Below are 18,656 nucleotides of genomic sequence, written 5' to 3' on the forward strand. Positions count from 1 at the left end.
AGCCCCGGCGCAGGGACCCGGCCGCGCCGGGGGCTGGGAGGATCGGGCCGTGACGTCCGCTCCCCCCGCGCCCCCGGTCCGCGAGCCGGCCTGGTCGCTGTCGCGCTCGGCCATCTGGCTGTGGGTCACCCAGGGCGTCATCGGCACGCTCGTCTACGGCGTGCTCGTGGCGGTGCTCGTGCTGACCGTGCCGGCGTCGGTGGGCGGGCCGGTGCCGGTCCTGCGGTGGCTGCTGCCGGTGCTCCTGGTCGGGTACGCGGTGGTGGCGATCGGGGTGCGGCCCTGGATCCGCTACCGGGTGCACCGCTGGGAGGTCACCGCGGACGCGGTGCACACCCTCACCGGCTGGCTGAGCCGCACCTGGACGCTGGTGCCGGTCGCCCGGATCCAGACCGTCGACGTCACCCGCGGCGTGCTGCAGCAGCTCTACGGGCTGGCCAGCGTCGCGGTGCTGACCGCCTCGTCGCAGGGCACCGTCCGGGTGCCGCACCTGGAGGTCGCCGTCGCCGAGCGGGTGGCCGACGACCTGGCCCGCCGGGCCGAGCAGGTGCGGGACGAGGCCACGTGACGGACCCGGTCCTGACGGCGCCCGAGACGACCGCCCCTCGGCGCACCTCGCCGCTGGTCGTGCTCGTGCACACCGTCACCTTCCGCCAGGCCCGGCAGGTGGTGCCGGCGGCGATCCCCGTCGTCGCCGCGGTGGGCGTGGACGGGCCGGGGGTCGTCGTCGCGCTGGTCGTGGCGGTGACGGCGCTGTCGCTGCTGTTCGCCGCGCTGACGTGGTGGCGGACCACCTACCTCGACACCGCGTCCGCGGTGGTCGTCACGCGCGGCCTGCTCGCGCGGTCGGTGCGCACGGTGCCCAACGACCGGATCCGCGGCGTGGAGGTCGAGGCGCCGGCGCTGCACCGGCTGTTCGGGCTGGTCCGCGTCCGCGTCGACGCCGCGGCCGGCACGCTCACCGGCGGGGACGAGGAGGTCGTCGTCGACGGCGTCCCGCGGGCGGAGGGCGACCGGCTGCGGACCTCGGTGCTCACCCACCGGCGGGCCGCGGCGGTGTCCCCCGGCACGGACCCGTCCGCCCCGCCGCCGGAGGAGCCGGCCGAGCAGGAGCTGGCCCGGTTCGACCGGCGCTGGCTGCTGTACGCGCCGCTGGTCGCGAGCTACCTCGCCGTGCCGCTGGCCGCCGTCGGCGCGCTGTCGCGGCTGCTGCAGGAGCTGCCCCGGGACCTGCGCCCCGACCTCACCGGCCCCGACCTCACCGACGTCCGCGTCCTCGTCGTCACCGCGGTGGTCGCGGTGGTGCTGCTCGCGGTCGGGGCGGTCGCCGGGGCGGCGGTGGTCAACTGGGGCTTCCGGCTGGTGCGCCGCGGGGGCTCGCTGGTCGCCGTCCGCGGGCTGGTGACCCGGCGGCACACCGAGCTGGAGGTGGACCGGATCCGCGGCGGCACCCTCGCCGAGGGGTTGGGCATGCGGCTGGTGCGGGCCGCGCGGGTCAACGCCCTGGTCACCGGCCTGGGCGCGGCCAGCCGGCGTGGCCAGCTGTTCCCCCTGGGCCCGCGCGCGGAGGCGGTGCGGCTGCTCGGCCTGCTGGTCGACGACCCGGGCCCGCTGGCGCCGCACCCGCCCGCCGCCCGCCGGCGGGCGGTGGTCCGCGCGGTCGGCGCCGGGCTGCTCGTCGCCGCGGCCGGGGCCGCGCTGACGGTCCTCACCGGCTTCTGGGGCGTGCTCGCCGCCGGGATCGTGCTCACCGTGCTCGGCGTGCCGCTGGGCCTCGGCCGCTACGCCGCGCTCGGCCACGCCACCGGGCCCGGCTCGTTCAGCGTGCGCAGCGGGCTGCTGGTGCGCGAGCAGGCGGTGCTGCAGCGGCGGGCCGTCGTCGGCTGGCAGGTCCGGCAGACCTGGTTCCAGCGGCGCGCGGGCCTGGCCACCGTCGTGGCCTGCGTCGGCGCGGGCAACGGCGGCTACGCCGCGGTCGACATGGCCGCCGACGACGTCGCGGCCTTCACCGTCGCCGCGTCGGGACCGTGGGCCGCGGCGCCCGGCACGGGAGCGCCCCGCCCGACCGGCTGACCGGGGAGGTCGCTGGCCCGTCGGGGCCAGGTCACCGGAACGCGGGAGTGTCGATCATCCGCCCGGGTAGCCCGGCGCTCGATGACCGCTGCCACGCGGTACGCCCGCTCAGCGCAGGCCGCCGCCGGCCCCCTTGCCGAGGCCGACGCGGCCGGCCAGCGCGGCCGCCTCCACGCGGGTGGCCACCCCGAGGCTGCGCAGCAGCGAGGCGACCAGCCGCTTGGCGGTCCGCTCGGACACGTGCAGCGTGGTGGCGATGTCGACGGTGCTCGTGCCGTCGGCCACCAGCCGCCACAGCCGGCGCTCGTCGCTGGTCAGCCGGTCGGCGACGGTCTGCTCGCCGGTGGGCGCGGCGTCGTCGAGCAGCTGGCGCAGCAGGGCCTCGGGGATGACCGACCAGCCGTCGAGCACCGACAGCAGCGGGCGGACGAGGTGCTCCGGATCCGCGGACTTCGGCAGGAAGCCCGCCGCCCCCGCCCGCAGCGCCTCGAGCGCCGCGTCGGCCTCGGCCAACCCGGACAGCGCCACCACGCGCACCGCCGGGTCGGCCCGCCGGATGGCCGCGATGGCGCGCACGCCGCCCGGGGGCGGCATGTGCAGGTCCACGACGGCGACGTCCGCGTGGTGGCGGCGCACCAGCGCGGCGGCCGCCGAGGCGTCGTCGGTGGTGGCCACCACGCGCACCCGGCCCTCGCTCACACCGGGGAGCAGCAGGGACAGCCCCCGGCTGAACAACGGGTGGTCGTCCACCACGACCACGTCCACGTACGTCTGACGCCCAGCCCCGGCGTCGGTCGACCCCACGACCCTCCTCACCTGGCCCGATGCGTCCGCGCACCGGGCTCCCCGCACCCGGAGGTGCCCGTGACCCTGGCCCCCGACACACCCCGTACCGTCCGGCCCGGTTCCGGACGGCTGCTCACCGACCTGGCTCGCGTGGTGCGCGAGCACGTCGTCCGCGCCGCCCGCGGCCCGCGGCCGGGCCAGGAGCCGCCACCCACACCGGAGGGCGCGCTGCTGCGGGCGATGTGCCACGACATGCGCAGCCCGCTGGCCTCGCTGGAGGCGCTGCTCGGCTCGCTGGACCGCCAGCCCACCCAGCGCGAGGAGCTGCTGGAGCTGGCCCGCGCGCAGACCGCCCACCTGTCCTCGATGCTGCGCACCGCCGACGCCTCCGGCGGGGCGACGCGGCAGGCCCCGAGCGGCCGGCGGCTCGGCGACGTCGTCCGCGCGTCGGTGGCCGCCTCCGGGCTGCCGCCGCGGCAGCTCACCCTGGCGGTGCAGGAGTGCGCCGCCGGGGTGAACGTGGCCGACGCCCGCGTGCAGCGGATCCTCACGAACCTGCTGGAGAACGCCCACCGGCACGGCGACGGCGCCCCCGTGCTGCTCACGGCGGTCCACCGCGACGGCTGGGTCCGGCTGGCGCTCACCCAGGACGTGGCGCACCCGCAGCGGGTCGTGCAGTACCTGCGCCACGACTCGCCGCCGGTCGACCTCACGGGCCTGGGCCTGTGGTCGGTGCAGCGCCACGCGCACGACCTCGGGGGCGCCGTCGTCTGGGCCACCTCCGACGCCGGCCTCACCCTCTGCGTCCAGCTCCCCGACCGGTGAGGTCCCCCTCCTGACCGAGTCCCCTGACGTGAGCCGCCCCGCGAGGCGGCGCGAGGAGTGGGGCCCGGAGGCCGGACGACGTGGCACCGGAGGGCCACGGGACGGCACGGGCGGGCCACCCCGCGGGGGCAGATCCGGGGTGTCGCCGCAGCGGCGGCGGCGCGACGACGCAAGCCGAGTGAGGGAGAACCCGTGTTCACGCACACCCACGCCCTGCAGTACGAGGCCAAGCCCGACGGCCCCGACCCGGACTTCGCCCGCAAGATGCAGGAGATCCTGGGCGGTCAGTGGGGCGAGATGACCGTCGCCACGCAGTACCTGCTGCAGGGCTGGAACACCCGCCTGCCCGGCAAGTACAAGGACATGCTCCTCTCGATCGGCACCGAGGAGCTGGCCCACGTCGAGATGATCGTGACGATGATCGACCGGCTGCTCGACCACGCGCCGCTGAAGCCGGACTCGGCCGACCGCACCAAGGAGGCCGCGGCCGGCTACGGCCAGCACAACCCGCAGCACCTGATCCAGAACGGGCAGGGCGCGTCCTACATGGACTCGATGGGCAACCCGTGGTCCGGCGCGTACGTCACCGCCTCCGGCAACCTGATGGCCGACTTCTACTACAACGCCACCGCCGAGATGCAGGGCCGGCTGCAGGTGGCCCGGCTCTACAACATGACCGACGACCCGGGCGTCAAGGACATGCTGCGGTTCCTCATCACCCGCGACCACATGCACCAGCAGCAGTGGCTGGCCGCCGTCGAGCAGCTGAAGGAGGACGGTCTCGAGGGGCTGCCGGTGCCCGAGGCCTTCCCGCTGTCGGACGAGGTCGGCGACCTGGGCTACACCTTCATCCAGGCCTCCGACGGCCCCGAGGCCGCCAACGGCCGCTGGGCCTCCGGCCCCGCGCTCGACGGCACGGACAACCAGTTCCGTGCCGCGGCGATCGAGGCGACGGCCGACGCCCCGACGCTGGTCCCGGGCGACCCGCGGCTCTACGACACCCCGCAGACCGAGGCCCACACGCTGCTGCAGAAGGCCAAGGACCTGCTCAAGTGAGCCGCTGAACTCCCGATTCCCGCGCCGTCGCCGCGCCCCAGAACGGCAGTCCCCGGAGGTCCCCGTGCACCTGCCCACCCCCGCCGTCGTCCTGACGGCGGTCTACGCCGCGGCGCTCGCCGTCGCCGTGGCCGGCGCCGCCACCGGCTCGGTCCGCGAGGCCCTGGCCGGCCTGGTGGTCCTCGCCGCCGTCGTCACCCGCTGGGCGCTGCGGCGCTCCCGCCGCGCCGCTCCCTCCACCGCGGCGGCCGTCGTCGCCGTCGACGCCGCGCTGCCCGACACCGCCCTCCCCGAGGCCGTGCCCGCCGCCCGCGCCGCCTGAACGCGCGAGGCGCGCGCCCCGTCGGGGACGCGCGCCTCGGCAGGTGAGGTGCTGGAACGGCCCCCTGGCAGGGTCCCGCCCCGAGCGGAGCGAGGGGTGGGGGGCCAGGGGGTCCTCTCAGTGGGCGACGGCCTTCTCCGCACCGATCCCGGTGAGCGAGCGGACCTCCAGCTCGGCGGTCTTGTCCAGGTCCGGCTTCTCCTTGGACAGGACCGTGCCCAGCCAGCCGAGGAAGAACGACAGCGGGATGGACACGATGCCGGGGTTGTTCAGCGGGAACCAGTGGAAGTCCACGTCCTGGAACAGCGACGGGGACAGCCCGGTGGCCGGGTTGACCGGCGCACCCGACACGACCGGCGAGAAGACGATCAGCACGATGCAGGCGATCAGGCCGCCGTACATCGACCACAGCGCGCCCTGGGTGGTGAACCGCTTCCAGAACAGCGTGTAGAGGATCGTCGGGAGGTTCGCCGACGCCGCGACGGCGAAGGCCAGGGCCACCAGGAAGGCGATGTTCAGCCCGGCCTGCAGGGCGAGGATGCCCAGGCCGATCGAGATCGCCCCGATGACGACGGCGGTGATGCGGGCGACCCGCACCTCGCCGTTGGGCGGCACGTTGCCCTTCTTGATGACCGACGCGTAGACGTCGTGCGCGAACGAGGCCGACGCGGTGATCGTCAGGCCGGCGACCACCGCGAGGATCGTCGCGAACGCGACGCCCGCGATGATGCCGAGCAGCACCGTGCCGCCGAGCTCGAAGGCCAGCAGCGGCGCGGCGGAGTTGACCGCACCGGGTGCGCCGAGGACGGTCTCCGCGCCGACCAGGGCGCCCGCGCCGTAGCCGATGACCAGGCTGAACAGGTAGAAGATGCCGATCAGCCAGATCGCCCAGACCACCGAGCGACGGGCGTCCTTCGCCGTCGGCACGGTGTAGAAGCGCATGAGCACGTGCGGCAGGCCCGCCGTGCCGAGCACCAGGGCCAGGCCCAGCGAGACGAAGTCGAGCTTCGACGTGCTGGTCGCGCCGTACTGCGCGCCGGGCGCCAGGACGTCGCGGCCCTCGACCGCGTTGGCCTGCGCGCCGCCCAGCAGCGAGGACAGGTTGAAGCCGAACTCGCCGAGCACCCACAGGGTCATGACCAGCGCGCCGGCGATCAGCAGCGAGGCCTTGATGATCTGCACCCAGGTCGTGCCGCGCATGCCGCCGACCAGCACGTAGATGATCATCAGGGCGCCGACGAGGACCACGACCAGCGCCTGCGCGGCCTCGCCGGTGACCCCCAGCAGGAGGGTCACCAGCCCGCCGGCGCCCGACATCTGGGCCAGCAGGTAGAACAGCGACACCGCGAGCGTGGAGATGGCCGCGGCGGTGCGCACCGGGCCCTGCCGCATCCGGAAGGCCAGGACGTCGGCCATGGTGAACCGGGCGGTGTTGCGCATGAGCTCGGCGACCAGCAGCAGCGCCACCAGCCAGGCGACGAGGAAGCCGATCGAGTACAGGAAGCCGTCGTAGCCGTAGACGGCGATGGCCCCGGCGATGCCGAGGAACGAGGCAGCCGACAGGTAGTCGCCCGCGATGGCCAGGCCGTTCTGGGTGCCGCTGATGTTGCGGCCCGCGGCGTAGTAGTCCGCCGCGCTCTTGTTGTTGCGGCTGGCCCGGAAGGTGATGACCAGGGTGACCAGCACGAACGCGCCGAAGATCGCGATGTTGAGCGCCGGCGTCCCGATGGTGGCGTCGGCGGCGAGCACGTCAACGGGCACGCGTGGCCCCCTTCCCGAGGTCGGTGGCGGCGCGGTGGCCGGCGGCGTACTCGTGGTGCTCGAGCCGCTCGCGCATCTCGTCGGCGATCGGGTCCGTGCGCCGGTTGGCGTGCGACACGTACACGTGGGTGATCACGAACGTCGACAGGAACTGGCCGAGCCCCAGCAGGAGCCCGAGGTTGACGTTGCCGAACACCCGGGTCGCCATGAAGTCCGGCGCGTAGGTGGAGAGCAGGACGTAGAGCAGGTACCAGGCCAGGAAGGCCACGGTCATCGGGAACGCGAAGGCCCGGAAGCGCCTGCGCAGTTCCGTGAACTCCGGCGAGTCCTGTGCCTGCCGGTACTCCTCCGGCGTCAGCAACCGCCGTTCGGCGGGTTCGGTCACGGCTGTGCCCCCTCGTGTCGACCTGTTCCGGACGTGTGACGGCGCTCACCATAGGTCGGCGACGGTTGAGTCGGAAATGATCGAAACTATCGGTGCGGAGCCGTGACCTGAGCTTCCGACCGCCGTAACGCCGCGGTAGTGCGCCGGCGGTGCACTGGACGGCATGACCGCGACGGCAGGCACGTCGACCGGACGGTCGACGGGGTGGTTCCCGGTGGCCCGCTCCACCGAGGTCGGGACGACGCCGGTGCCGGTGGGCGCCGGGGGACGCGCGTACGTCGTCGTCCGGCTGCGGCCCGGCGGGGAGGTCAGCGCCTTCCCGGCCCGGTGCCCGCACCGGCTGGTCCCGCTGGCGGCGGGCGCCGTCGTCGGGGGCCGGCTGCAGTGCCCGTACCACGGCTGGCGCTTCGACGCCGACGGCCGCTGCGTGGACGTCCCCTCCCTCGGGCCCGACGGCAGCCCGCCGCCGCGGGCGGACCTGCCGGTGCCGTGGGCGGTGGAGGAGCGGCACGGCTGGGTCTGGCTCGCGCCCGAGCGGACCGTCGTCGCCCTCCCGCCGGCCCCCGCCGCAGAGCCGGTGCCCGAGCCCGCTCCGGCCCCCGGGCCGCCGCCGGGGCCGGTGTTCGGCAACCTCGACCCGTCGCTGGAGCACGCCTGGCACCCGGTCGCGCTGTCCCGCGAGCTGCGGCCCGGTGGCTGGTTGCAGGTCCGGCTGCTCGGCCGCACGTGGGCGCTGTCCCGCGGCGCGGACGGCCTGTCGGCGGACCCGCCGGCGTGGGGCGTGCGCGAGCGGTTCGGCGTCGTCTGGCTGGCGCCGGCCGAGCCCCGCGACGTCCCGCTCGAGCTGCCCGAGGACGGCGACCGCCGCTTCGTCCGCGGCTGGCTGACGCCGGTCCGCTCGGCCGGCCCCGCCGGACCGCTGGCCGACGCCCTCCTCGATCCCACGCACGGCCCGTTCGTGCACGGCGATCCCGAGGACGGCGCGTCGGCCCCCGAGGTGACGCCGGAGCCGGGCGGGTTCACGAGCGTGCGCGAGCAGGGCGCGACGGTGGCCACCGCCGTCCACCGCGCGCCGTTCCAGCTGCGGCGGCGGCTGGAGTCCCCGGCCTCCGGCGCGGCGACGACGACGCTGTTCCTCCTGCAGCCCGAGGACGCCGACTCCACCCGCGTCCACGCGTGCGTGCTGCTGCGCGCGGGGCACGGCGAGCCGCTGCCGGGGCCGGACGTGGTGGCCGCCGAGGTCGCCCGCACCCAGCGGGCGCTGGCCGAGGACCTCGAGCTGCAGGCGCAGCTGGCCAGCACCGGGCTGCCGCTGTCGGCGCGCGACGAGCTGCACGTGCGCTCCGACCGGCACGGCCTGGCGCTGCGCCGCGCCCTGGCCGACTTCGCCGCCGGCCGCTGAGGCACCGCCCTTCCCCTGCGGTGCCCGACCTCGCCGCGCGCGGTGGGGACGGGCACCGCGGGCCGGGGTCCGTGGCGCCGTCGTCAGGCCGACTCGAGCCGCTCGCCGCACGCGGGGCAGCGGGTGGGCGGGTCCTCGTCGGCCATGCGCCCGCACGCCGGGCACACCCGCGCCAGCCAGCACGCCGGGTCACCGCCCTCCTCGGGCACCTCCCGCCGGGACGGCGTCCCGCTCACCGCGCCGGCGAACTCCCCGAGTGCGGCGAGGACCGGCTCACGGCGGTCATCGGGCAGGGCGGCGACGGCGGCCCGCAGCTCGGTCAGCCGCAGGGCGTCGTAGCGGTCGAGCAGCTCCTCCCCGGCGGCGGACAGCCGGAGGCTGACCGAGCGGCGACTCGCCGGGGAGGGGCGGCGCTCCACCCAGCCCGCCGCGACCAGCCGGTCGACCAGCCGGCTCGTCGTCGAGATGCTGCCGCCGACCCCGGAGGCGAGGTCGGCGAGGGAGGCGCCCGACCGCGCGCGCAGGACGGTGAGCGCCCGCAACTGCACGACGGAGACCTCCCCCAGGCGTGCGGCCGCCCGGGTGGAGACCCCGACGACGGCCCGGGCCAGGCCGAGCAGCACCTCGTCGTCCACGCCTCCCCCTTCGTGTTGCATTAGGGCAACAGTTGGCATCGTGCACCGGTCGAGGGGCACACCCTACGGCACCGACCCCGAGACGAGGAGGACGACGATGCCCCGCACCGCACTCGCGATCCCCGCCGCCCTGGTCCTCACCGTGTGTGCCTGCACCGCCGAACAGCCGCTGTCGACCCCGGCCCCCGAGGTGGCGGGCGGCGCGATCGGTCCCGATGAGGCCGTCACCGGCGACCTGTCGGTGCTGCAGGTCCAGCTCGAGTACCCGCTCGACGGGCTGTACGAGGAGGGCGAGGACGCCCGGCTGTTCCTCGGCATCGCGAACTCCGGCGCCGAGGACGACACCCTGGTCGCCGTCGAGGGTCCCTTCGCCGGGGCCGTCGACGGGGACGGCGGCGCGTTCGCGATCGCCGTCCCGGCCGACGACAACGTCTATGTCGGCGCGGAGGGCGCCCCGTCGGTCACCCTGGTCGGCCTGGAGCGGTCGCTGCGGTCCTCGCAGTCGATCCCGGTGGCCCTCGAGTTCGCCCGCGCCGGGGAGGTGACCGTCGACGCGATGGTGGCCGCCGAGCGCCAGCACCCCGAGCCGCCGTACGACTTCCCCGATCCCGCGGAGGACCCGAGCACCTGACCCTCCGGCGCCGGACGGTGACGCGGGTCGCGGCGGCCGCCCGGGCGCGGCTGGGAACATGGACGTCGTGCCGTCGCCCGCCCTGCGCCGAGACCGAGCGCGCCGCACCGCCCTGACCGCCGCCGCCCTGGCCCTCCCCGCGGGCTGGCTGGCCCGCGCGCTGTGGGGGCTGCCCACGGCGATCGGTGCCGGCCGGCGGGAGATCCGGCCCACGGCGGCCGGCTCACCGCAGTGGTCGCACGGGAAGTTCCACAACACGCTGCCCACGCCCACGCTGCCGCCGCCCAACGCCCGCCGCGGCCTGCTCCGGCAGTGGCACGACGACCGGCACGTCGGCCTGCCGGCCCGCCCGGTGCCGCTGGCCCGCCCGGAGGTCCCGGCCGAGGCCGGCGAGCTCGCCGTCACCTGGTTCGGGCACTCGAGCGCGCTGCTGGAGGTCGACGGCGCCCGCGTGCTGGTCGACCCGGTGTGGGGGCACCGCGTCTCGCCGTCGCCGGTGTTCGGCCCCACCCGGCTGCACGAGCCGCCGGCGCCGGTGGAGTCCCTCCCCCGCGTCGACGCCGTGCTCGTCTCGCACGACCACTACGACCACCTGGACCTGCCCACGGTGCGGGCGCTGGTCGAGCAGCAGGACGCGCCGTTCGTCGTGCCGCTCGGCGTGGGCGTGCACCTGCGGCACTGGGGCGTGCCGGAGGACCGCGTCGTCGAGCTGGACTGGGACGGCGCGACGACGGTCGGCGACCTGACGATCACCTGCACCGAGGCGCGGCACTTCTCCGGCCGCTACCTCACCCGCGACACCACGCTGTGGTCGTCGTGGGTGGTGGCCGGGCCGCGGCACCGCGTCTTCTTCGGCGGCGACACCGGCTACACCCCCGCCTTCGCGGGCATCGGCGCCCGGCTGGGCCCCTTCGACCTCACGCTGCTGCCGATCGGCGCCTACAACGAGGCCTGGGCGCACATCCACATGGACCCCGAGGAGGCGGTGCGCGCGCACGGCGACCTCGGCGGCGGGGTGCTGCTGCCGGTGCACTGGGCCACGTTCAACCTCGCCTTCCACCGCTGGGACGAGCCGGTGCAGCGGCTGCTCGCCGCTGCCGGGCGCTCGGGCGTGCAGGTGCTCGTGCCGCGGCCGGGCCAGCGGGTCGACGTCCTGGCGCCGCCGCCGCTGGAGGACTGGTGGACCGCGGTCGGCTCGCCCGGGCCCGGCACGGGCGCGCACGACGACGCCGGCGTGAGCGGCACCGTGCTCGCGCGGGTGCTCTCCCGGCTGATGGCCCTGCGGGCCGGCTGACGCCCAGGCGCTGCGGCGCACGACCAGCTCCGGGGGGAGGAACACCGTCCCCTCGGCGGCCGCCCCGGTGAGCCGGGCGCGGGTGGGCACGGCCCGCACCGCCGCGCCGGCGATCCGCTCCACCGGGTGCGTCGCCGTCGTCAGCCCGGTGACCCCGGCGACGGGGACGTCGTCGGGGCCGGCGACCGCGGCGTCGCCGGGACCTGCCGGCCGTGCCGGTCCAGCACCGCCAGGACGCCGAGGGCGACCCCGTCGCAGCCGGCGAGGAGCGCGTCGGGGTCCGGCCAGCGGGCGAGGACCTCCTCGGCCCCGGACCGGGACCGCTCTCAGCGCAGCAGCTTGCTCATCCGCCGGTCGGCCAGCGGCTTGCCGCCGGTCTGGCAGGTCGGGCAGTACTGCAGCGAGGTGTCGGCGAAGCTGACCTCGCGGACGGTGTCGCCGCACACCGGGCACGGCAGGCCGGTGCGGGCGTGCACCTGCAGCCCCGACCGCTTCTCCCCCTTGAGCGTCGCCGCCGCCTGGCCGACCTGGCGCTCCAGCGCGTCGGTGAGCGTGGCCCGCAGCGCGTCGTACAGCCGGACCAGCTCGTCGTCGGAGAGCCTGTCGGCCATCTTGAACGGCGAGAGCCGGGCGGCGTGCAGGATCTCGTCGGAGTAGGCGTTGCCGACGCCGGCCAGCACGGTCTGGTCGGTGAGCGTGCCCTTGAGCTGCGCGTGCCGCCCGGCCAGCAGCGCGGCGAACTGCTCGCGGTCGACGGCGAGGGCGTCGGGGCCGAGCCGGCCGATGCCGGGGACCTCCGACGGCGAGCGGACCAGGTGGACGGCGAGGCTCTTGCGGGTGCCCTGCTCGGTGAGGTCGAAGCCGTTGCCGTCGTCGAGGTGGACGCGCAGGGCGAGCGGCCCCTTGCCGGGCCTGGGCGGCGCGGTGGGCAGGCCGGTGCGCCAGTGCAGCCACCCGGCGCGGGCGAGGTGCACGACCAGGTGCAGCCCGGAGACGTCGAGGTCGAGGAACTTGCCGTGCCGGGCTGCGCCGGTGACCTCCAGCCCGGCCAGGGCCGACAGCGGCGGGTCGAACGTCTTGAGCGCCTGCAGCGCGGTCAGGTCGGCGCGCGCGACCACCCGGCCGACGGCGTTCTCGCGCAGGAACGCCGCCAGCGCCTCCACCTCGGGCAACTCGGGCACCCGGCCATGATCCCCGCCGTCGCCGCCTCCCGTCGTCCCCGGACGGGTGCACTCCCGCGGAAGTGCGCGGTGCCCGTCCGCGCGGCGCTCACCCGACGAACGACGTCCGGTCGGTGACCGTCGCGGTCGCGCCCGGCTCGGCGCGGGCGGCGTCGGCGACCGCGGCGGCCACCGCCTGCGTGACGGCGGGGTCGAACACGCTCGGGATGATGTAGTTGGCGTTGAGCTGGTCGTCGCGGACGATCGCCGCCAGCGCGTCGGCCGCCGCCAGCAGCATCCCGGTGCTGATCTCGGTGGCGCGGGCGTCCAGCAGCCCGCGGAAGACGCCGGGGAAGGCCAGCACGTTGTTGATCTGGTTGGGCAGGTCCGACCGGCCCGAGGCGACGACGGCGGCGTGCTGCCGGGCCCGGACCGGGTCGACCTCCGGCGTCGGGTTGGCCATCGGGAAGACCACCGCCCGCTCGGCCATGGCGGCCAGCGCCTCCACCGGCAGCACGTTGCCGGCGCTCACCCCGATGAACACGTCGGCGCCGGCCAGCGCGTCGGGCAGCTCGCCCCGCACGCCCGCGGGGTTGGTGCGCCGCGCGAGGTCGGCCTTGGCCGGGGACAGCCGCTCGTCGTCCGGCGAGAGGATCCCCTCCCGGTCCCACACGAGCACCTGCCCGGCGCCGGCGGCGAGCAGCAGGTGCACGATCGCCGTCCCGGCGGCGCCGGCCCCGGCGACGACGATCCGCACGTCGGCCAGCTGCTTGTCCACCACGCGCAGGGCGTTGCGCAGCGCGGCCAGCGCCACGATCGCCGTCCCGTGCTGGTCGTCGTGGAAGACCGGGACGTCGAGCCGCTCGCGCAGCCGGGCCTCGATCTCGAAGCAGCGCGGCGCGGCGATGTCCTCGAGGTTGATGCCGCCGAAGCCGGGCGCGATGAGCTCGACGGTGCGCACGATCTCGTCGACGTCCTGGGTGTCCAGGCAGATCGGCCAGGCGTCGATGTCGGCGAACCGCTTGAACAGCGCCGCCTTGCCCTCCATCACCGGCAGGGCGGCGCCGGGCCCGAGGTCGCCCAGGCCCAGGACGGCCGACCCGTCGGTGACGACGGCGACGGTGTTGCCCTTGATGGTCAGCCGGCGCACGTCCTCGGGGTGCTCGGCCAGCGCCAGGCACACCCGCGCCACCCCGGGCGTGTAGGCCATCGACAGGTCGTCGCGGGTCTTGAGCGGCACCTTAGAGGCCACCTCCAGCTTGCCGCCGAGGTGCAGCAGGAAGGTGCGGTCGCTGACCTTGCGCACGGCCACCCCGGGCACGGCGCCGAGCGCGGTGACCATCTCCTCGGAGTGCGCGGCGTCGGCGGCCGAGCAGGTCACGTCGACGGTCAGCCCGTCGGGCCGGGAGTCGACGACGTCGATGGCGGTCACCGCGCCGCCGGCCTCGCCCACCGCCGTCGCGATCCGGCCGATGCTCGCCGGGTCGCCGTCGGCGGTCAGCCGCACGGTGATCGAGTAGGAGGCCGAGGTGACCGGCCCGCGCGGGACGGCGGCCGGCTCGCCGAGGGCGGTCGGGTCCGCTGCTGTGTCGCTGCTCACACCCCGATCGTGACACCGCCGGGCGCGCGCCGCGTCAGCCGCCGGGAACCGGCTCCAGCACGACCTCCAGGCCGCCGTCGGCGGCGGCCGCCACCAGCGCGGCCCCGTCGAGCGGCGGCGGGCCGAGCAGCGTGGCCAGGGCGGCCTGCGGCCCGGCCGGGACGGCGACGACGACCACCCGCGCCGCGGCGTCCCCGCCGCCCACCGACCAGGGCACGCCCCGCGGGCAGACGACGGCCGAGCCGGCCGAGCGCGGCCGCGCCGGCCCGGAGCCGACCGCGACCAGCGGGCGGCCGGCGGTGACGACGAGCACCACGTCGGCGCCGCGGGCCACGAGCCGGCGCGGCGGGCAGCCGGGCGGGACGGTCACCGCCTCGGCGGCGGGAGGGCCGGGCGGGGGGACGGCGTCGAGCGGCTCCATGCCCCGCACGGTGCGCCCGCGCGCTGGTGGGCCGCTGGTCCCGTCCCCGCCAGCGGCCGACCAGTCCCCGACCAGCACCGGCTCCGACGGTGGGCGCCGATCGAGACCGACCTCCCCTGGAGCCGCCATGAGCACCGCCCCGTCCCTGTCCGCCCCGTCCCCGTCCGCCCCGCCGGCCGCGCCCGCGGCCCGCCCGTCGCCGTGGCGGGAGATCGGCGTCTTCCTCGGCGCCACCGCCGGCCTGCTCACCCTGACGACCGCCGTCGCGGCGGCCGCGGACGCCGACGTCGCGCACGTCGACCAGGAGCCGCCGCTGGTCCAGGCGCTGCTGTTCGGCCAGGCCCTGATCCCCCTGGTGGCCGCCGTCCTCGCCCGGCTGGTCACCGCCGGGACGCTGCGCCGGCCCGGCTGGGGCTTCCGCCGGACGTCGTGGCGCAACCTCGGCACCGCCTGGCTGTGGGCCCTGCTGCCGACGCTGGCCGCCGGCGGCCTGCTGTGGGCCACCGGGCTGGCCGGCTTCGCCTCCGAGGGGCTGACGCCGACGGTGGCGCTCGGCCTGACGGTGCTGGTCCTGCCCTACGTCGCCCTCGCGCTCGCCGAGGACGTCGGCTGGCGCGGCCTGCTGGTGCAGCGCCTGGCCGAGGTCGCCGGCCCGCGCACCGTCGTCCTGGTCAGCGGGCTGGCCTGGTCGCTGTTCCACTGGCCGCTGGTGCTCTTCCTCGGCGGCGCGCCCGCCGGGATCCCGGTGCCGTTCGCGCTGCTGTGCCTGACCGTGGGCACCACCTCGCTGGGCGCCGCGCTCGCCTCGATGCAGCTGCGCTGGGGCATCTGGCCCGGCGTGCTGGCGCACGCGGTGCTCAACGCGCTGCTCTACCACGTGCTCGCCCCGCTGACCGCCGACAGCGGGCCCACCGAGTGGCTCTCCACGGAGACCGGCGCCGCGGGGGCCGTCACGCTGCTGCTCGCCGCGCTCGCCTGGTGGCGGGTCGCGCCGCTGCGCCGGTCCCCCGACGGCGGCACGCGAGCCGCCTGAGCCCCGGGAGGGCCCGGACCACCTACCCTCCCCGGCCGTGGACCTGCGGCTGGACGTGCTCGGGCCGACGCGGCTGCTCCGCGACGGCGTCGCGGTGGACCTCGGCGGGCGCCGGCCCGCCGAGGTCCTCGCGCTGCTCGCCGCCGCCGAGGGCCGGACCGTGCCGGCGGCCGCGCTGGCCGACCGGCTGTGGCGCGGCGTCCCGCCGGCCACCGCGACGACGACCCTGCAGGGCCACGTCAGCCGCCTGCGCCGGCTGCTGGACCCCGGCCGCGGCGCCCGGGACGCCGCCGTGCTGGTCACCCGCGGGGACGGCTACGCGCTGGTCCTGCCGCGCACCGCCGTCGACGCGCACGCCTTCGCCGACCTGGTCACCGCCGGCACCGCCGCCGACGACCGGGAGGCCGCCCGGCTGCTCACCGAGGCGCTGGCGCTGTGGCAGGACCGGCCCTACGCCGACGTCGCCGACGTGGAGGACGTCGTCCCGGCGGTGGCGCGGCTGGAGGAGCTGCGGCTGGTCGCCGTCGAGCGGCTGGCCGAGGCCCGGCTGGCGCTGGGCGCGGGCACGGAGCTGGTGCCCGACCTCACCGCGGCGGCCGCCGTCGCCCCGCTGCGGGAGCACACCGCCGCGCTGCTGGCCCGGGCGCTGTACCGGGCCGGGCGGCAGGGTGACGCGCTGGACGTGCTGCGCCGCACGCGGGAGCGGGTCGCCGACGAGCTGGGCCTGGACGCCTCGGCCGAGCTGCGCGACGTCGAGGCCGCCGTCCTGCGCCAGGACGCCGCGCTGGCCGCCCCGGCGCGTACCCCCGCACCCGCCGCCGTGCAAGCGCCACGGGCCGAGCCGGCCGGGGACGGCTTCGTCGGGCGGCCCGGGGAGCTCGCCGCGCTGGCGGCGGCGTGGGCGGCCGCGGGCGCGGGCCGCGGCACCGCCGTCGTCGTCACCGGCGAGCCGGGCATCGGCAAGACCCGGCTGGTCGAGGCGTTCGCCGCCCGCGCCGGGGCCGCCGTCCGCTGGGGGCGGTGCGCCGAGATCGGCGGCGCGCCGCCGTACTGGCCCTGGCAGCAGGTGCTCGGCGGGCTGCCCGAGGCGGCGCTCGGCGCGGACACCGGCGCCCGCTTCGCCCTCGGCCTGGACACCGCCCGCCGGCTGCACGCCCTCGCCGCCGAGCGGCCGCTGCTCGTCGTCCTCGACGACCTGCAGTGGGCCGACCGCGACTCCCTGCACGTGCTCGAGGTGGTCCTGTCCCAGCTGCACGGCAGCCGGCTGCTGCTGGCGGTGACCTGCCGCGAGGAGGCCACCGCCGACCCGGTGCTCACCCGCGTGCTGGGCCTGGCCGCCCGGCTGCCCGGCGCGCGGCGGCTGCGGCTGGCCGGGCTGGCCGCCGACGAGGTCGCCGACCTGGTCACCGGGCTGCGCGGGGACGCCCCGGCCGGCGCCGTCGTCGCCGCGCTGGCCGAGCGCACCGGCGGCAACCCGTTCTTCGTCACCGAGCTGGCCGCGCTGCCGCCGTCGGCCGGGGAGGCCGTGCCGGCCGGGGTCCGCGACGTCGTCCGGCTGCGGCTGGCCGCGCTGCCCGTGCCCGCGCGCGACGCGCTGGCCGCAGCCGCCGTCGCGGGCCGGGACGTGCCGGTCGGCCTGCTGGCCGCCGTCGTGTCCGGCGACGACGGCGGGGTGACGACGGCGCTGTCCGCGGGCCTGCTGGTCGAGACCTCCCCCGGCCGGGTGCGCGTGGCGCACGACCTGGTGCGCGAGGTGCTGCTGACCGACCTCGGGCCGGTCGAGCGGGCGCGCGTGCACGGCCGGACGGCCGACGTCCTGGAGGCCGGGCCCGCGGCGGCGACCGCGGCCGGCGCCATCGCGGTGCACCGCAGCGAGGCCGCGGCCGGCGGGCCGGACCCGGTGGCCGCCCGCGCGTGCCTCCGGGCCGCCCGCGAGGCGCTGGACCGGGCCGGCGTGGAGGAGGCCGCCGCGCTGGCCGACCGGGGGCTCGCGCACGTCCCGCCCGGGGAGGCGGCACTGGCGGCGGACCTGCACCTGCTGCGCGGCCGGGCGCTGCGCCGGCTGGGGCTGCTGGAGGAGAGCGGTGCGGCGCTGCGCGCGGCGGCGGACCTCGCCCGCGGGATCGGCGACGCGCCGCGGCTGGCCCGCGCCGCCGTCGCCTCCGCCGGCGGCGGGCTGGGTGGCTACTGGGCGTCGGTCGGCGCGCCGGCGGCCACCGACGTCGCGCTGCTGGAGGAGGCCGCGGCCGGCGCCGACGCGCTGCCGCCGGAGCTGGCCTCGGCCGTCCTCGCCGCGCTGGCGGTGCAGCGGTCCTCCACCGGCGAGGCGGGCGGCCGGGAGCTGGCCGACCGCGCGCTCGCCGCGGCCGGCGACGTCCCGTCCGCGCGGCCGCGGGCGCGGGTGGCCCGGTTCGTGGCCGACTGGACGCCGGCGCACGCGGCGCAGCGGGTGGAGCTGGCCCGGGCGCTGCTGCGCGAGTCGGCCGGCGACCCCGCCGCCGAGGCCACCGCCCTGCACCTGCTGCGCTGCGCGCTGACCGAGACCGTGCAGGCCGACGAGGCCGCGGCGGTGTCCCGCCGGTTCACCGAGCTGGCCACCCGGCGCGGCGACGGCGACCTGCTGCAGCTGGACGCCTGGTGGTCCGCGGGGCTCGCGCTGGCCCGCGGCGACGCCGACGGCGCCCGCCGGCTGGCCGACGCCGCCGTCCGCGAGGCGCCGACCACCTCCCCGGCCGCCGCCGACGTCACCCGGATGTCGCGGCAGACGATCGAGGGCATCGCCGCCTGGCACGAGCGCCGGATGGGCGCGCTGGTGCCCGAGGTGGTCGACCTGGCCGCGACCGTCGACGCCGGGTTCCTGTCGGTCCTCGCGCTGGCCCACGCCCAGGCCGGGCGGCGGGAGCAGGCGCACGCCGTCGTCGAGCGGTGGCTCGCGTTCCCCGCGCACGGCGCCCGCGAGCCGGTGCGGGCGGTGCTGCTCGCCGACGCCGCCCTGGAGCTGCGCGACCGCGACCTCGCCGCCGCGCAGCTGCCGGCGCTGGAGAGCTACGGCGACACCGTGGTGGTGCTGTGGGCGGGCACGACCGTCCTCGGTCCGACCGCGCTCTACCGCGGCGGCGTGCTCGGGCTGCTCGGCCGGCCGGGCGCGGCGGCGGAGCTGGGGCGGGCGCTGGAGATCTGCGACGCGTTCGGCCTCGCGCCGTTCGCCGCCCGCGCCCGCGCGCTGCTGGCCGAGCACGGCTGACCCACCGTGCACGTCCGCGGACGCGCCC

General features: G+C 77.4%; 17 protein-coding genes. 10 read left to right on the plus strand and 7 right to left on the minus strand.

Annotated elements, in window-relative coordinates:
* The first annotated feature begins 49 nt into the window (after window positions 1-49).
* On the plus strand, window positions 50-568 hold the full coding sequence (locus ACI8AK_RS18280) for a PH domain-containing protein (protein ID WP_387990643.1): 519 nt from the start codon (window positions 50-52) through the stop codon (window positions 566-568).
* Entirely contained in the window at window positions 565-2,073 is a 1,509-nt protein-coding gene (locus ACI8AK_RS18285; protein WP_456957414.1) for a PH domain-containing protein, read from the plus strand. The genes ACI8AK_RS18280 and ACI8AK_RS18285 overlap by 4 nt, the downstream gene beginning before the upstream one ends.
* 108 nt (window positions 2,074-2,181) lie before the next feature.
* On the opposite strand, the gene ACI8AK_RS18290 is transcribed toward ACI8AK_RS18285, so the two are convergent.
* Window positions 2,182-2,823 carry a response regulator gene (locus ACI8AK_RS18290; RefSeq protein ID WP_387990649.1) on the minus strand — a complete coding sequence of 214 codons (642 nt, stop codon included), beginning with the start codon at window positions 2,821-2,823 and terminating at the stop codon, window positions 2,182-2,184.
* A 114-nt stretch (window positions 2,824-2,937) separates the two neighbouring features.
* Between ACI8AK_RS18290 and ACI8AK_RS18295 the strand changes: the two genes are divergently transcribed.
* The 3 genes from ACI8AK_RS18295 (at window position 2,938) to ACI8AK_RS18305 (ending at window position 5,062) form a co-directional block, all read left to right on the plus strand.
* On the plus strand, window positions 2,938-3,684 hold the full coding sequence (locus tag ACI8AK_RS18295; RefSeq protein WP_387990652.1) for a sensor histidine kinase: 747 nt from the start codon (window positions 2,938-2,940) through the stop codon (window positions 3,682-3,684).
* A gap of 192 nt (window positions 3,685-3,876) precedes the next feature.
* Window positions 3,877-4,740, plus strand: a complete 864-nt coding sequence (locus tag ACI8AK_RS18300; protein WP_387990655.1) for a manganese catalase — start codon at window positions 3,877-3,879, stop codon at window positions 4,738-4,740.
* A 64-nt stretch (window positions 4,741-4,804) separates the two neighbouring features.
* Window positions 4,805-5,062, plus strand: a complete 258-nt coding sequence (locus ACI8AK_RS18305; RefSeq protein WP_387990657.1) for a hypothetical protein — start codon at window positions 4,805-4,807, stop codon at window positions 5,060-5,062.
* A 117-nt stretch (window positions 5,063-5,179) separates the two neighbouring features.
* Here the strand turns inward: ACI8AK_RS18305 and ACI8AK_RS18310 are convergent, their stop codons facing one another.
* A complete protein-coding gene (locus ACI8AK_RS18310; RefSeq protein WP_387990660.1) occupies window positions 5,180-6,823 on the minus strand; it encodes a solute symporter family protein in 1,644 nt (547 codons plus the stop codon).
* Window positions 6,813-7,208 (minus strand): DUF485 domain-containing protein, encoded by a 396-nt coding sequence (locus tag ACI8AK_RS18315; protein ID WP_387990663.1) that lies wholly within the window; start codon window positions 7,206-7,208, stop codon window positions 6,813-6,815. The genes ACI8AK_RS18310 and ACI8AK_RS18315 overlap by 11 nt, the downstream gene beginning before the upstream one ends.
* A 163-nt stretch (window positions 7,209-7,371) precedes the next feature.
* Here ACI8AK_RS18315 and ACI8AK_RS18320 point away from each other — a divergent pair, with 163 nt between their 5' ends.
* Complete coding sequence (locus tag ACI8AK_RS18320) at window positions 7,372-8,610, plus strand: Rieske 2Fe-2S domain-containing protein (RefSeq protein ID WP_456957416.1); 1,239 nt, start codon at window positions 7,372-7,374, stop codon at window positions 8,608-8,610.
* A gap of 83 nt (window positions 8,611-8,693) precedes the next feature.
* Here the strand turns inward: ACI8AK_RS18320 and ACI8AK_RS18325 are convergent, their stop codons facing one another.
* Complete coding sequence (locus tag ACI8AK_RS18325) at window positions 8,694-9,245, minus strand: MarR family transcriptional regulator (RefSeq protein WP_387990669.1); 552 nt, start codon at window positions 9,243-9,245, stop codon at window positions 8,694-8,696.
* A gap of 97 nt (window positions 9,246-9,342) precedes the next feature.
* On the opposite strand from ACI8AK_RS18325, the gene ACI8AK_RS18330 reads away from it, so the two are divergent.
* Together ACI8AK_RS18330 and ACI8AK_RS18335 are read left to right on the plus strand one after the other, a co-directional pair.
* Window positions 9,343-9,876 (plus strand): copper chaperone PCu(A)C, encoded by a 534-nt coding sequence (locus ACI8AK_RS18330; RefSeq protein WP_387990671.1) that lies wholly within the window; start codon window positions 9,343-9,345, stop codon window positions 9,874-9,876.
* 58 nt (window positions 9,877-9,934) lie between these two features.
* Window positions 9,935-11,170 carry an MBL fold metallo-hydrolase gene (locus ACI8AK_RS18335; RefSeq protein ID WP_387990674.1) on the plus strand — a complete coding sequence of 412 codons (1,236 nt, stop codon included), beginning with the start codon at window positions 9,935-9,937 and terminating at the stop codon, window positions 11,168-11,170.
* Window positions 11,171-11,496: 326 nt separating this feature from the next.
* Here the strand turns inward: ACI8AK_RS18335 and ACI8AK_RS18340 are convergent, their stop codons facing one another.
* The 3 genes from ACI8AK_RS18340 to ACI8AK_RS18350 form a co-directional block, all read right to left on the minus strand.
* Window positions 11,497-12,351, minus strand: a complete 855-nt coding sequence (locus ACI8AK_RS18340) for an Fpg/Nei family DNA glycosylase (RefSeq protein WP_387990677.1) — start codon at window positions 12,349-12,351, stop codon at window positions 11,497-11,499.
* 88 nt (window positions 12,352-12,439) lie between these two features.
* Complete coding sequence (locus ACI8AK_RS18345; RefSeq protein ID WP_456957417.1) at window positions 12,440-13,930, minus strand: malic enzyme-like NAD(P)-binding protein; 1,491 nt, start codon at window positions 13,928-13,930, stop codon at window positions 12,440-12,442.
* 34 nt (window positions 13,931-13,964) lie between these two features.
* Window positions 13,965-14,351 (minus strand): hypothetical protein, encoded by a 387-nt coding sequence (locus ACI8AK_RS18350; RefSeq protein ID WP_456957418.1) that lies wholly within the window; start codon window positions 14,349-14,351, stop codon window positions 13,965-13,967.
* A 127-nt stretch (window positions 14,352-14,478) separates the two neighbouring features.
* On the opposite strand from ACI8AK_RS18350, the gene ACI8AK_RS18355 reads away from it, so the two are divergent.
* Window positions 14,479-15,384, plus strand: coding sequence for a CPBP family intramembrane glutamic endopeptidase (locus tag ACI8AK_RS18355; protein WP_456901482.1), 906 nt, complete (start codon window positions 14,479-14,481; stop codon window positions 15,382-15,384).
* A 37-nt stretch (window positions 15,385-15,421) separates the two neighbouring features.
* Entirely contained in the window at window positions 15,422-18,628 is a 3,207-nt protein-coding gene (locus ACI8AK_RS18360) for a BTAD domain-containing putative transcriptional regulator (RefSeq protein ID WP_456957420.1), read from the plus strand.
* The last annotated feature ends 28 nt before the right edge of the window (window positions 18,629-18,656 follow it).

The sequence above is a fragment of the Geodermatophilus sp. SYSU D00867 genome (assembly GCF_054050315.1).